Source organism: Neorhizobium sp. DAR64860/K0K1 (assembly GCF_050500205.1).
Lineage (GTDB): Bacteria > Pseudomonadota > Alphaproteobacteria > Rhizobiales > Rhizobiaceae > Neorhizobium > Neorhizobium soli.
The window spans coordinates 2,130,565-2,144,026 of the sequence record NZ_CP191459.1; the positions used below are offsets into that span (position 1 = coordinate 2,130,565).

General features: G+C 61.4%; 14 protein-coding genes and 1 pseudogene. 10 read left to right on the forward strand and 5 right to left on the reverse strand.

Annotation, left to right across the window (positions count from 1 at the left end; all coding sequences use genetic code 11):
• Nucleotides 1-44: 44 nt before the first annotated feature.
• Genes pgsA through ACQY1J_RS14970 form a run of 3 tightly spaced genes read left to right on the forward strand, consistent with a single transcriptional unit; the run spans nt 45 to nt 1,360 of the window.
• On the forward strand, nt 45-635 hold the full coding sequence (gene pgsA, locus ACQY1J_RS14960) for a CDP-diacylglycerol--glycerol-3-phosphate 3-phosphatidyltransferase (RefSeq protein WP_062453313.1): 591 nt from the start codon (nt 45-47) through the stop codon (nt 633-635).
• Nucleotides 632-886, forward strand: a complete 255-nt coding sequence (gene moaD / locus ACQY1J_RS14965; RefSeq protein WP_184654879.1) for a molybdopterin converting factor subunit 1 — start codon at nt 632-634, stop codon at nt 884-886. The genes pgsA and moaD overlap by 4 nt, the downstream gene beginning before the upstream one ends.
• Before the next feature lie 15 nt (nt 887-901).
• Nucleotides 902-1,360 carry a molybdenum cofactor biosynthesis protein MoaE gene (locus tag ACQY1J_RS14970; RefSeq protein WP_062579902.1) on the forward strand — a complete coding sequence of 153 codons (459 nt, stop codon included), beginning with the start codon at nt 902-904 and terminating at the stop codon, nt 1,358-1,360.
• A 3-nt stretch (nt 1,361-1,363) separates the two neighbouring features.
• Here the strand turns inward: ACQY1J_RS14970 and ACQY1J_RS14975 are convergent.
• Nucleotides 1,364-2,259, reverse strand: a pseudogene (locus tag ACQY1J_RS14975) (branched-chain amino acid ABC transporter permease).
• 67 nt (nt 2,260-2,326) lie between these two features.
• Between ACQY1J_RS14975 and ACQY1J_RS14980 the strand changes: the two are divergent.
• Nucleotides 2,327-2,890 (forward strand): CGNR zinc finger domain-containing protein, encoded by a 564-nt coding sequence (locus ACQY1J_RS14980; RefSeq protein ID WP_430250217.1) that lies wholly within the window; start codon nt 2,327-2,329, stop codon nt 2,888-2,890.
• Nucleotides 2,890-3,405 (forward strand): hypothetical protein, encoded by a 516-nt coding sequence (locus tag ACQY1J_RS14985; protein ID WP_430251950.1) that lies wholly within the window; start codon nt 2,890-2,892, stop codon nt 3,403-3,405. Before ACQY1J_RS14980 ends, ACQY1J_RS14985 begins: the two co-directional genes overlap by 1 nt.
• A gap of 73 nt (nt 3,406-3,478) precedes the next feature.
• On the opposite strand, the gene ndk is transcribed toward ACQY1J_RS14985, so the two are convergent.
• Both ndk and ACQY1J_RS14995 read right to left on the reverse strand, forming a co-directional pair.
• The gene (gene ndk / locus ACQY1J_RS14990) at nt 3,479-3,901 is read right to left on the reverse strand and encodes a nucleoside-diphosphate kinase (protein WP_062453319.1); all 423 of its coding nucleotides are present in this window, start codon (nt 3,899-3,901) and stop codon (nt 3,479-3,481) included.
• A gap of 81 nt (nt 3,902-3,982) precedes the next feature.
• Nucleotides 3,983-4,672 carry a glutathione S-transferase family protein gene (locus tag ACQY1J_RS14995; RefSeq protein WP_113167363.1) on the reverse strand — a complete coding sequence of 230 codons (690 nt, stop codon included), beginning with the start codon at nt 4,670-4,672 and terminating at the stop codon, nt 3,983-3,985.
• Between the two features lie 152 nt (nt 4,673-4,824).
• Between ACQY1J_RS14995 and ACQY1J_RS15000 the strand changes: the two genes are divergently transcribed.
• Both ACQY1J_RS15000 and ACQY1J_RS15005 read left to right on the forward strand, forming a co-directional pair.
• Complete coding sequence (locus ACQY1J_RS15000; protein ID WP_430250218.1) at nt 4,825-5,340, forward strand: DinB family protein; 516 nt, start codon at nt 4,825-4,827, stop codon at nt 5,338-5,340.
• Between the two features lie 174 nt (nt 5,341-5,514).
• A complete protein-coding gene (locus ACQY1J_RS15005) occupies nt 5,515-6,564 on the forward strand; it encodes a GGDEF domain-containing protein (protein WP_430250219.1) in 1,050 nt (349 codons plus the stop codon).
• Between the two features lie 90 nt (nt 6,565-6,654).
• On the opposite strand, the gene ACQY1J_RS15010 is transcribed toward ACQY1J_RS15005, so the two are convergent.
• Nucleotides 6,655-7,377, reverse strand: coding sequence for a hypothetical protein (locus ACQY1J_RS15010; protein WP_430250220.1), 723 nt, complete (start codon nt 7,375-7,377; stop codon nt 6,655-6,657).
• A 206-nt stretch (nt 7,378-7,583) separates the two neighbouring features.
• On the opposite strand from ACQY1J_RS15010, the gene ACQY1J_RS15015 reads away from it, so the two are divergent.
• Entirely contained in the window at nt 7,584-8,297 is a 714-nt protein-coding gene (locus ACQY1J_RS15015; protein ID WP_092661890.1) for a Crp/Fnr family transcriptional regulator, read from the forward strand.
• Between the two features lie 78 nt (nt 8,298-8,375).
• Here ACQY1J_RS15015 and ACQY1J_RS15020 read toward each other — a convergent pair whose 3' ends face one another.
• The gene (locus ACQY1J_RS15020; protein ID WP_174195940.1) at nt 8,376-9,254 is read right to left on the reverse strand and encodes a trypsin-like serine peptidase; all 879 of its coding nucleotides are present in this window, start codon (nt 9,252-9,254) and stop codon (nt 8,376-8,378) included.
• Between the two features lie 206 nt (nt 9,255-9,460).
• Here ACQY1J_RS15020 and ACQY1J_RS15025 point away from each other — a divergent pair, with 206 nt between their 5' ends.
• The gene (locus ACQY1J_RS15025; protein WP_430251952.1) at nt 9,461-11,344 is read left to right on the forward strand and encodes an ABC-F family ATP-binding cassette domain-containing protein; all 1,884 of its coding nucleotides are present in this window, start codon (nt 9,461-9,463) and stop codon (nt 11,342-11,344) included.
• A 70-nt stretch (nt 11,345-11,414) separates the two neighbouring features.
• A complete protein-coding gene (locus tag ACQY1J_RS15030; protein ID WP_430250221.1) occupies nt 11,415-13,457 on the forward strand; it encodes a prolyl oligopeptidase family serine peptidase in 2,043 nt (680 codons plus the stop codon).
• Nucleotides 13,458-13,462 lie beyond the last annotated feature (5 nt).

Here is a 13,462-nt window from a genome sequence, read left to right on the forward strand (position 1 = left end):
TCTCGAAACCTCAACTAGAGGCAACCCTCAAGCACAGGTCCATCATGGCTTCCCGCGCGTACAACATTCCCAATCTTCTGACCTATGCGCGCATCCTTGCCGTACCGGTGATCGTTCTGTGCTTCTTCATCGAAGGAAAGCTGGAAAGCTCGGATTTTGCCCGCTGGGCCGGATTCTGGATCTTCGTCGTGGCGTCGCTGACCGACTATCTGGATGGCTATCTTGCGAGGATCTGGAACCAGACGTCGAATATCGGCCGCATGCTCGATCCGATCGCCGACAAGTTGCTGGTCGCCGCCGTGCTGCTGCTGCTTGCCGCCGATCAGACGATTGCCGGCTGGTCGCTCTGGGCCGCGATCACAATTCTCTGCCGCGAAATTCTCGTCTCGGGCCTGCGTGAATATCTGGCGGCGCTCAAGGTCTCGGTGCCGGTGACCCGCATCGCCAAGTGGAAGACGACGATCCAGATGGTGTCGATCGCCTTCCTGCTGGCCGGACCTGCCGGCGACAAGTTCCTGCCGTTCACGACGCAGATCGGCATCGGCCTTCTCTGGGTCGCAGCGGCCCTCACCTTCTACAGCGGCTACGACTATTTCCGCGCCGGTCTCAAGCATCTCGTGGATGACGAGGGATGACAAAACTCGTCTATTTCGCCTGGGTGCGCGAGAGAATCGGCAAAACCGAGGAAGATCTCGACCTACCGCCTGAGGTCCTTACCGCGCGTGATCTCCTCAATCATCTGAAGACGCTCGGCGAGGAATACGAGAACGCGCTGCAATATCCCGAGGTCATTCGCGTCGCGATCGACCAAGAGCATGTGGAGCATTTTGAAAAGATCGCCGGAGCACGCGAGATCGGCATTTTCCCCCCAATGACAGGCGGGTAAACGGAAGACAATCTGATGACGATGCCCACGATCCGCGTCCAGACCGACGATTTCGATCTGCAATCGGAGATCGATCTCCTCACTGCCGGCCGCATGGATATCGGCGCGGTGGTCAGCTTTAGCGGTCTTTGCCGCGACGAGCAGGGAGCGCTCTCGGCGCTGGAGCTCGAGCATTATCCGGGCATGGCGGAAGCCGAGATGAACCGCATCGCCCTTCTTGCCATCGACCGCTTTTCGCTTCTCGGACTGACCGCCATCCATCGCTACGGCAAGATTGCCCCCGGTGCCAACATCGTCCTGGTCATTGCCGTCGCCTCGCATCGCCAGGCAGCCTTCGACGGCGCCAATTTCGTGATGGATTTTCTGAAGACATCGGCGCCGTTCTGGAAAAAGGAACACGCGGCTGACGGTTCGCCCCGGTCCTGGGTCGATGCCAAAGACGCCGACGATACCGCACGCGACCGTTGGCGCTGAGGTTTACAGGACCACCCTTTCCCGACGGCTCATGACGAGAACCGCAACCAGCACAAGGCCGATGGCGAAGTCCCGCCACAGGATCGGACCGTAACGCTCCACAGTGTTTCGGCGAAACCGACAGCGGCGGCACCGGCTGCCGACCGCAGCGGATGCGAATGGCCTCCGGCTGCAGCAATCAGGACGATCTTGATGCTGATCAGCAACCCGGCGCCGAAGTCCATCGTTCCGTAATACGAGGTCGCCAACACGCCTGCGACGGAGGCGTACAGAGATGCTGCCGCGTAGGCGAGGACGAATACCAGACGGGAACTGATGCCGCAGAGTTGGGCCACAATCTTGTCGTCGGCCACCGCCCGCCAGATGCGCCCGAGGCTTGTATGATCAATTACCAGCCAGCCGGCCGCGATCATTGCCAGCATCAGGCCGGTATTAAGCAACTGGATCAGCGTCAGGGTTATTGCGAAACTGTGACCCGCCCAGAGCGGAACGGCACGGTTCAGAAACGGCGACAGCCAGATCTCCCGGGAGCCGGAGGCAAGCCGAGCGCCCTCCATCAGCACCAGCAGCACGCCCAGCGCGGCGACGATCGGCGCGTTGCGCGCATGCCTTTCGATCAACCGCAGGGTCAGCCCGCCGACCACGATCCCGGTCGCGACGCCGCCGACGATCGCCGCGCCCGCCCCCATCGCCAGTGCCGTCGGCAGGACAAGCCAGAACTCGTCCCAGCCGAGCTGCGCGAACAACATGTAGAGATGGCCGGAAAACGCAAAGATGGCGCCATAGGCGATGTCTGCGCGCTTCGTCAGCGCAAAGCCGATCACGTAGCCGAAGGCAAGCGTTGCGTAGAGTACCGACAGCGGCACAGCATTCGCCAATTGCTGGAGCAGATAGGCCATCGGCAAACCCCAAAAGGATGACACGAATATAACTGGTAAACCGCGTTACACCAGTTATAATTCTGGGATGGATTTCACCTGGACCCCGCATCGTTTCGTCGGTGGCGCCTTGGCGCTCGATGTCGCCAACAGCGTCATCCTGCGCATCGATCCGTCACGCCGCGTTGATCGCTTCGCCTCTCCGCAGCAGATGGATGCCTTTCCCGAGGCGGCCGGAGAATTCTCGGCGGAGCGGGCGTTGTTTGGAGAAGTGACGCCAGTCGCCGCGGAAAGACGCGGCGATTTCCTCGTGCTTCGGGAGGCGATCGACCGGTATTTCCGTGCTCGAGCGGATGGCGAGGATGACCCGCACAAACTGGCGGATCTGCTTGGCGCGGCGGCTGTGGCGTTGCGCGGAATCGGCACCGGCTCGCTCGAGGCTGCCACCGCCCGCTCGGCCCTGCGGCTTCTCGGCGACGATCAGATTTCCCGCCTAAAGACCTGCCGCAATTGCGGCTGGCTGTTTATCGACCGAAGCCGCAACCGCAGCAGAAGCTGGTGCGACATGACCGCCTGCGGCAACCGCGTGAAGGCGAACCGCCACTATCGCCGCAGCCGCGATGGCGGACCTTCGGCTGGAGACCCGTCATGATGTGGAGGGCAGCGATATCAGCCGGGCTCTGCATGATGGGCCTGATTGTGACTGGCTGCCAGCGACCGTCGGAAGGCGTGTATTTCGAACTGTCCGGCCGGATTTTCGTCTTCAACTACCGGGTGGCTACCGCTAACTACCTCGTCACGCTTCGAAAGGTCGCCGCCACCCCTAAGGAAAGCCGCGCCAGAGCGGAATTCGAAGATCCGCAGGGCGGACCGGCGTTTTTCACCGAAGAGAAAGTTTTCGATGTCGACGATGTGCTCACGCTTGCCAGCCCGTTCGTCCAGTGCGTCCGGAAGGACAGGCCCTACCGCGTGGCCATCACGCTGACAGGCGCGTCCGGCGAGGTGCTGCAGGTGATCGAAACCACCGTGACGTCGGATGTCGATCAGTCTGTGATACCGGCGGCACCGCTGGTCGTCGGCCCGGCCTACACACCCAACCCCGACATGTTCAAGGCCGATGGCTCGACCGACTTCTCCGGGCGAACCGGCTGCCCGGCGACTCCATGACCTTGCCGCAGACAGCAAAAAAGGCCGGAGCGAATGCCCCGACCTTTTGTAGATCGAACCGATCCGTCAGCAATCAGCCGACGATTTCGGTTTCGGCGAACCAGTAAGCGATTTCCTGGGCAGCGGTTTCCGGAGCATCCGAACCGTGAACCGAATTTTCGCCGATCGACAGGGCGAACTGCTTGCGGATCGTGCCTTCGTCGGCATTGGCCGGGTTGGTCGCGCCCATGATTTCGCGGTTCTTCAGGATGGCGCCTTCGCCTTCGAGAACCTGAACGATGGTTGGGCCAGACGTCATGCCGTCGACGAGTTCGCCGAAGAAAGGACGTTCCTTGTGAACGGCGTAGAAGCCTTCAGCTTCGCGCTTGCTCATCCAGACGCGCTTGGATGCGATGATGCGCAGGCCGTTGTCTTCAAATACCTTGGTGATGGCGCCGGTCAGGTTGCGCTTCGTTGCGTCCGGCTTGATCATCGAAAACGTGCGTTCAATCGCCATTGGTCTCATCCTTTGTTTCCACGGAAAGTGGGCGGTGTTTAACCGCCCCTTTCGCCGGAAACAAGGGGGATGGGCCTAATTTCACGCAGCCGTCACAACGCGTCCTGCGCTGTCATGAAGGTCGAGCAGACGCTCGAACCACGAAGCCAGCAGGCCGTCCTTGCCCAGCACGTCGGCACCATCCGTCACCCGCAGCCACTGCAGCGCGCCGAACAGAATGTAGTCGGCAAACAGCGGCGCCTCGCCGCCGAGGAAAAGCTGGAATTTCAGCGTGTGCGTAACCGGCTTCAGTTTCTCGGCGAAGGTGTCGATTTCCCTCTGCCGGTCGGCGGCGACCTCTTCCAGCGACCGGCCGAATATGGCCTCGCGGCTGCTGCGGAAATAGGCCTGGTCGGCCGGCCCCAGCGTATCGTGCACGCTCTTGATTGCGATCCTTGCGATTGCGCCGTGTACCACCGTCTGCGAAAAACCCTCGACAAACCGGGAGAGCGCCTTGCCGCCTTCCCCGCCGAACAGGGTCGGACGGTCGGTATAGCGCTCGTCCAGATAGACCGCGATGTCGAAACTGTCACGGATCAGTTCGTTTCCGTCCCGCAGGATCGGCACGGTCTTGGAAAACCCGTTCTCCAGGTTGGGGATCTGCGTAAACGGTGTCGGCTGCTCCGTGTATTCGAGCCCCTTGTGCTTGAGCGCCATCACCACTTTCCACGCATGCGGCGAAAATGGCCGGTGCGCGTCAGCGCCGCAGAGGGAATAGAGAATGCGTGTCATCATGGGCTCCTGATCTGTCACTCACCGCACATGATGGGATGGGAAGCCCCACAAATCCAGTCAGGAAATTTCATGGGTGGTATCAACCCCTGCCCCTCGGGTTGGCCGACAAATCCGGTATGATTACACGTGAACAACCGGAGACGCTTTGAATGCTGCGCCATTTTCAGATGCTTGCCGCTTACAATTCCTGGGCAAATTCACAGGTCTACGATGCCTGTGCCGCGCTGACGGACGCCGAATACCGCGAAGATCGTGGCGCCTTCTTCGGATCAATCCACCGCACGCTCAACCACATTCTCGTTGCCGACCGCATCTGGATGCACCGCCTGACCGGAGACGGCACGGCGCCGACGGATCTGGGGGCCGTTCTGTTCGAGGATTTCTCTGACCTGCGCACGGCGCGTGACGCAGAAGATGTCCGTATCACGAACTATCTCGGGTCTCTGACCGATAACGCGCTCAGCACCACCGTCACCTATACGCCGGTGACCGTTCCGACGGAGGTCACCGAACCAGTGGCGCCTGTTCTCGCCCATCTCTTCAACCACCAGACCCACCACCGGGGGCAGGTGCACGCCATCCTCACCTCGCTCGGCAAGCCCTCCGTAGTGCTCGATATGATCGCCTTCCTACGGGGGCATGGAAAACAGTGGATGCAGGTTTAACGTAATACGGCTTTAGGACAAACAGGGGTTGTGAACTCAGCCTTAACCGTATTCGCAACGAGACGTCTTCAAACGCCTGACAAAAGCCAACGTTTCAGGCGTTCTTAACCCTCGATCTCGCGTAATGTCTTCCTGAAACGAGACAGTAACGAGACCCTGAGGAATAGGTGGATCATGTCGGCGGACAATGCACGGCAATCGCGTGACAGGAGCCTGGCTGTCGTGGCGCAGCAGATGGCAAAGCAGGACGTTGCCGGTCTTCCACGCAACTACACGCTGTTCCACGAAGCGCTGTCGGGGTCCGATCCGGCGCTTACCCGCGACGTCGCCACCCTTCCGACCGGCGCTACCCAGGCCCAGATCGACGAGATCGGCCTGCGCTACCAGCTTCCCGGCTTCGTCGTTCTATCGATCGCCAACCGGGACGAGGAAACGAGACGCGTTCTCGATCTCGTCGGCACGATTGCCCAGGCCACGCTGAAGAAGCAGAATTTCGTACGTGCGCTGGAGACGGCGGCCGAAAGCCTTCGGAGCGGAAGTGCCAGCGGTCTCGCCGACATCCAGGCCGAGCTCGATCATCTTCAGGCGAACCTAAGCGAAACGCTCTCCGCCGAGATCGGTCTCACCAAATCTCTGGAGCTTGCCGCCGACCGGCTGCTGATGTCGAGCAATCTGGCGGAAGCGGCCCGAACCAATTCTCTGTCCGACCGGCTGACCGGGCTTCCCAACCATGTGGCGCTGGCGGAAAAGCTGGACCTCCTCTACGCGCCTTCCGCCGAGCACCGCCCGGCCGCGCTGTTTGTCGTCCGCCTCGTCGATCTCGGCGAGATGGCGCAGACCTATGGCCAGGTGACTGCCGGCCGGATCGTCAAGCGCGCCGCCGCGATTTTCCGCAAGGCGATCAAGAAGAACGACTTTCTGGCCCGGACCGCGACCGACAGCTTTGCGTTTCTGTTCGAGGATGTCGATCGGAGCGGTGCAAAAGCGATCGCCGATCGGCTCGTGGCTTCAATCGCCGACAGCCTCGTGTTTGCAGGTTCCGGTGAAGGGCATTACCCCCACATGCGGCTGTCGATCGGCGTGGCGCTCTCGACCGAGGCATTCTCGCCGCAGCAGATCAAGCTGCATGCGGCAACGGCACTCGAAAGTCTACGTGCCCAGGGTTCAGGCGCCGGAACCGACACCGTGGCGATCTTCGGCGATCCAAGCCGTCGCGTTTCCTGAACGCATCGACCGATCCCCCATACGACAGTGACGCGGCGGCCATCCGGGCGCCGCGTCCTGCATTTCAGCAAAAAGTCGATCGCGTCGGCGTCAGGCGGGAACGAACTGGTTTTCCTGCGTGAAGCGGATTGTCTTTCTCGTCACGCCCTGCGCGAACTGGACCGGAAACGCTGCGGACGAGATGGCCGTATCGATCACCTGCCCCTCGATGAACGAGCCGGCGATGATGAAATAGCTCGGCTTCGGTGTGAACGTGTAGTCGAGGTTTGGCTCGAGCTGCACCGCGACGGCCGGTTTGCCGCCCATCGCAAGACCCACGTTCAGCGACATCCGGACACTGGCCTGCTGCAGAACCGACGGGATCAGGTTGTTCGCCCGCACGAGAAACACACCGGCCGGACCCGCTGTCGGATTTGTCGGAAACGCCGGAGCACCGTTTGGGAACGCGCCCTGGTAGGTGATCGCGACGTTGTTAAGACCCTCGAGCATGACGTCGCATTTGCTGGCGGTCGCAAAGGCCCGCGGGCTGAGCGTCGACCCGAGTTCCTGGATGTAACCGGCGCTGATCGAGTAGTCGATCGTCCAGCTGAATGTCGACATGCTCGGGTTTTCCGGGCTGCCCGAGGCCGCGTTGCCGATCATCCATGCCAGGGACAAAGGGCTCTGAGACGCGCCGACCACGTCCGGTATCGTCTGGAACAACGCATAACTCTGGAACTTCGGGTTCTCGTTCATGACCGTAAGCGTATAGGGCGTCCCCAGATCCTGTTTCTCGAAGGTCTCGATCGCTTCCCTTCCCATCATAACACGCATGCTGACCTCTCCTCTTTCACATTCTTGCCGCCGCGACATGCGGACCGGACCGAGCGGCCCGTTCGGCTACCAACGGCAACTCCTGCCGTGAGTACAACCTAGAATGATTTATCGCTGGAGAATGTCACGCATGCAACAACTTTTGATTGCATTTATTCGTATCACGGCTCAGACGGCAAGCGACACCTCAGCGTCCGAGTGGGTTTATGACATCGAACCTTATCTCCAAGATCAACAACGATATCCGACATTCCGCGTGGTTCGACGATCTCGACGACGACACGTACTCGCGTCTCGTGTCGGGGTCGGCGAGCCGGCTCTATAGGGACGGCCAGACGCTGTTTTTCAGCGGTCAGGCCTGCGACGCGCTGTCGATCATCGTCTCCGGTTGCGTGCACCTCTACTTCATCTCGGAGGATGGGCATGAGGTGATCTTCGCCGAGCTCGGAGCCGGCGACGTTCTGGGAGATGTCGAACTCACCCTCGGCTGCACCCACTTCGCGAACGCGGTCGCGGCCGGTGAGACCCGCGTGATGGTGGTCCGTCGCAGCGCATTCAGTGAGATCACCCGCATGCCCCAGATGTCGGCTTTTCTGATGAAGACATTCGCACGCAAGCTCAGAAAGACGATGGCCTTTGCCGAAGGCATGGCACTGCATACGCTGCAGACCAGGCTTGCGCGTCTTCTCGTCGATCTCGCCCGCCTGCACGGCCGCAGCACAGCGGAGGGGCTGCTGATCGACAGAGCGATATCGCAGGAAAAAATGGGGCAACTGATCAATGCCAGCCGCCCACGAGTGAACGCGCAGCTTCAGGCTTGGAAGGGCGACGGCGTGCTCGGCATGCGGCGCGGCCGCCTGATCATCCTCGACTACCGATCGCTGAAGATCATGTCGCGCGAAGGGGCTACCGACAATTGACAGGGTGGTCCAGGCCGCGACGCCGAGCGCGACGGATTTTGAGGTCCGTCGCGCAGGTCGCCTGCCCTTTTGCGATCGCTACTTGCAGCCACCCTTGACGTACTCGATCATTTCCTCGGTCTCATGCGTGAAATGCGGCCCCTTGACGTTACTAGGGCTGCCATTCGACACGACGCTGAAGATTTCGAACGCCTTATTCTCAGCCGGCAGGAACCACGCTCCGCCACTGGCACCGCCGCCGTACATCGGATGCGGCTTTGCCTCGTAAGCCGTCGCATCGCTGACGCTGATCGACGGGTCCTCCATGAACATGTACTCGCCACCATCCAGCCGTCCGGGATATCCCATCAGGGTGAGTTCGGTTTTCTCAGGCACCTTAGCGAGACGCAGCTGGAATTTTCCAGACGTCGAGGCCTTGGTACTGCGCATGACCGCGTAATCGACTGCGGCCGCAGCAAGGCCCGGGACTTGCGGTATCTTCGTCCACGCCGTCAGGACGGACGCCATTTCGATAGGATAAGCCTCGCCCGGCGCTCCGTCATAACCCGGATAGAACACCACGTTGCTGGCCTGGTCTCCATTCAGCCACATGGCGTGTGCCGCCCCGATGATGATCTTGTCGTCGGATACGAACTGGGCGCTGGCCGCTTGATCGATTCCGCCCAGGCTAAAGAACAGCTTGCCACCGAACTTGAACGGAGCCTCTTTGATCGGTGCCAGCTTGACCTCGGTCCCTTCGAGGGAATGTACGTCGCCACCTGGCATGCCGCTCTCCGGCAGTAGGCCGGGAGCGGGGATTGCATTGCGACGGCGCTCGTCCGTCCAGTAGTCTGCGGTAAAGGCCGCCTGCGCCGCGGTCGGTGCCCAGCAGGTGAACCGGTCATCGGCGAATGCGCCTGTCGGTGCAAAGGAAACCGACACCAAAAGTGTCAGGCATGACGCTTTCCAAAACTTCATCTCTCAACCCTCCTTGTTCGAACATCCGTCAGGGATGCTTCGGCCGAGTGGCCAGGGACGAACCTAGATGGGCGCGGTCTGGAGGGCTGTTCCCGGAGGAACAGGGGGAGATCCCTGAGAGATTGTCCCTTCGCAGCGCACAATGCCCGCAAATCGCGACGGCCGCCGTCTTGCCTTCACGCCCGGTTTCGGCCAAAACCGCGGCCATGATTACCATTACCGACCTTTCCGCCCGTATTGCCGGGCGCCTTCTCCTCGACCATGCCAGCGTGACGCTGCCCGCCGGCACCAAAGCCGGGCTTGTGGGCCGCAACGGTGCGGGCAAATCGACGCTGTTCAAGCTGATTACCGGCGAGCTCAGCTCGGAGACCGGCTCGGTCTCCTATCCGAAGAGCGCCAAGCTCGGACAGGTGGCTCAGGAAGCGCCCGGCACCGAGGATTCGCTGCTGGAAATCGTGCTCGCCGCCGACAAGGAACGCGCAGCGCTGATGGCCGAGTCAGAAACGGCCACCGATCCGGACAGAATTGCCGACATCCAGATGCGCCTCGTCGACATCGACGCCCATTCGGCGGAAGCGCGCGCCGCCAGCATTCTCGCGGGCCTTGGCTTTTCGCAGGAAGCTCAGCTTCGGCCTGCCTCGTCATTTTCCGGCGGCTGGCGCATGCGCGTGGCGCTTGCTTCGGTTCTGTTTGCCGAGCCGGACCTGCTCCTGCTCGACGAGCCGACCAACTATCTCGACCTTGAAGGCACGCTCTGGCTGGAAGATTACGTGCGCCGCTATCCGCACACGGTGATCGTCATCAGCCATGACCGCGACATGCTCAACAATGCGGTCACTTCGATTGTCCATCTCGACCAGAAGAAGCTTACCTTCTATCGCGGCGGCTATGACCAGTTCGAACGCCAGAAGGCGGAAAACGACGAGCTGCAGACCAAGGCCAAGGTGAAGAACGATGCAGCCCGCAAGCATTTGCAGACCTTCATCGACCGCTTCAAGGCCAAGGCCTCCAAGGCCAAGCAGGCGCAGAGCCGCGTCAAGGCGCTGGAGCGGATGGGAACGGTCGCCTCTGTTATCGAGGATCATGTCCAGCCGATCACCTTCCCCGAGCCCGAAAAGCAACCCGCCTCGCCGATCATCTCGGTGCAGAACGGTGCCGTCGGGTACGAGCCGGGCAAGCCGATCCTCAAGAACATCACGCTCCGGATCGACCATGACGACCGCATCGCCCTCCTCGGCTCGAACGGCAACGGCAAGTCCACCTTCGCCAAGTTCATCGCCGGCCGGCTTGCCGCCGAAAGCGGCGAACTGAAGCTCGCGCCAAGCCTGAAGATCGGCTTCTTCGCCCAGCACCAGCTCGACGACCTCGTCCCGGGTGATTCTCCCGTCGAGCACGTCCGCCGCCTGATGCCGTCAGTCCCGGAAGGCAAGGTCCGCGCCCGCGTCGCCCAGATGGGGCTTGCGACAGAAAAGATGTCGACACCCGCCAAGGATCTGTCGGGCGGCGAAAAGGCTCGCCTGCTGATGGGGCTTGCCGCCTTCCACGCGCCCAACCTCCTCATTCTCGACGAGCCGACCAACCATCTGGACATCGACAGCCGAAGAGCCCTGATCGAGGCGCTCAACGACTATCAGGGCGCGGTCATTCTTATCTCCCATGACCGGCATCTGATCGAGGCGACGGTCGACCGTCTCTGGCTCGTCAACAACGGCACGGTGCAAACCTTCGAGGGCGATCTCGAAGAATACCGCGACCTGATTGTCAGTTCCGGTAAAAAAAAAGAAGAAAAACCGCAGCTGATTGATGACGCGGCATCGAAGGTCGAACAGCGCAAGGCGAGCGCGGAAAGGCGTGCCTCGCTCGCCCCCTTGCGCAAAAAGATCAACGATGCCGAGGCCTTGACGGCCAAGCTTGAGAAGCTGATTCAGGCGCTTGATAAAGAGCTTGCAGACCCGGCGCTCTATGAAAAGACGCCGGCAAAGGCTGCAACCAAGGCCAAGGAACGGGCCGAGGCCGCGGCCAAGCTCTCGGCCGCCGAAGAGCAATGGCTGATGCTGTCTTCCGAATACGAAGAGGCGATGGCCGGCTGAGTTTCGTAATCCGGTTGCCCCTGCCCCTCTGCATGCCTAGCTAAGGTGCTGCAGCCAGAGGAGGCCTTCGATGGATCTTTATCTCGAAACCGACGACGACGCCCGCACGCTCGCCTTTATCGCCGAGCAGAACGCAATCTCAGCGGACGCCCTGGAAACACCCCAATTCGAAGCGGACCGCGACACGCTGAAGGCGATGTTCGAGCGCGAGGACCGGCTGATCGTGCCGGCGCGGCGCGGACGCTGGCAGTTCGACTTTCATCGCACCAAGGACAATCCGCTCGGTCTCTGGCGCCGACTACCGGCAGCAGACGAGCCGCGCCACGACGCGGCCTGGGAAACCATTTTCGATTTCGATGCCTTTTGCGTTACCGAAGGCAAGCGCTGGATCTATAGTGGCGCCGTCACCTCCCCTTACGAGCCGACCCGTGTTCTCGTCATCCTGTCCGACGGCGGATCCGACCAGATGCGGCTGCTGGAGTTCGACACGGAGGCGAAGGCGGTCGTCGAGGGCGGTTTCGACACGCCGGTGGCGCGGGCCCATGCGAGCTGGATCGGCCCGGACGAGATCGCCTATTTCGGATCGATCGACGACTTTTCCGCCACCCGCTCTGGCTGGCCCCGCGTCGGCCGCCGGCTGAAGCGCGGCATGGATCCGAAAGATGCACCGATCCTGTTCGAGGCGGGCCCCGACGACGTTCAGGCGACCGGCGGGATCATCGATCCACTGTTTTGGAACGGCGGTTCGGACAAGCAGCCGATCGAGTTCTTTACCGTCATCCACGAGATCGACCGGATGAGCGTCCATGTCCGCGATGGACAAGGTGCGCTCCGGCGTCTCGATCTGCCCGACAGGATCGATGTCACCGCCAACCATCGCCATCTGCTCTGGCGCGCCAAGAGTGACGAGCGCTATCCGACCGGCAGCCTGATCCTGCAGGATTTTATCCCGTATTCGGATGAGCCGCTGGGTGCTGCCCGTGTTCTCTTTAGCCCTGAACACGGGCAGACCGTCACTCAGTTCACGCTGTTCAAGACCTGGGGCGCATTCATCGTCAGCGACGTGATGGTGCCGCGGTTATTCCTGATCGACCTCACGAAACCGGATGCGCAGCCGCAAGAACTGCCGCTGCCTTCGGCGCTGCAGACGGTTGGCTTCCGCACGCTCGATGCCGACCTCACGCGCGGCGAGGAAATCCTGACCGTCATCGGCCAGGGGTTCCTGCAGCCTTACGGGACATGGCGTCTCGACCTGACGGATCGCGCCCGCACGCCCGAACTGGTTCCAACCGGCGTCTCTCCCGCCTATTTCGATGCGCAAGGGATGCAGTCCGAGCTTCTGCAGGCGACATCGGAAGACGGGACGAAAATCCCCTATCACATCGTCTATCCGAAGACGTGGGAGAAGGGCGAACTGCCGGTCCTGATGTATGGCTATGGTGGTTTCGGCTGGCCGCTTGCTCCCTACTACTCGGGCAATACCGGCGTCTGGCTCGAGCATGGCGGCGCCTATGTACAGGCCTATATCCGCGGCGGCGCGGAATTCGGCCCCGACTGGCACACGGTCGCCAAGGGCAAGGGCCGTCACAAGGCGTTCGAGGATTTCGTCGCAGTCTCCCGCGATCTTGTCGCACGTGGCATCACAAAACCGTCGCGCATCGCCTGCCATGGCGGCAGCAATGGCGGTCTTCTGACCGCTGTCATGGCAACGCGCTATCCACAAGATTTCGGCGCAATCTGGACCTCGGTCCCCGTCATCGACATGTCGCGTTTCCACGTCTTCCCAGCCGGCAAGGCCTGGATGGACGAATACGGCAACCCTGACGTCGCGGAAGAGCTTGCCGCGATGCTGACCTATTCGCCGCTCCACAATATAGACCCCGCGGCTGAGGTGACCTATCCGCCGATCTACATCGAAAGCTCGACCAACGACGACCGCGTGCATCCATCGCATGCCCGCCGTTTCGCCAAGCGACTGATCGACGCCGGGCATCGTCCTCTGTTTCACGAATACGGCTCGGGCGGTCACGGCGGCGCCGGCGATACGCTTGAACAGGCCGCGCGATTGGCGATGGGCTACAGTTTCCTGCGCGAAACGATCGTGAAGGCGTGAGCGGA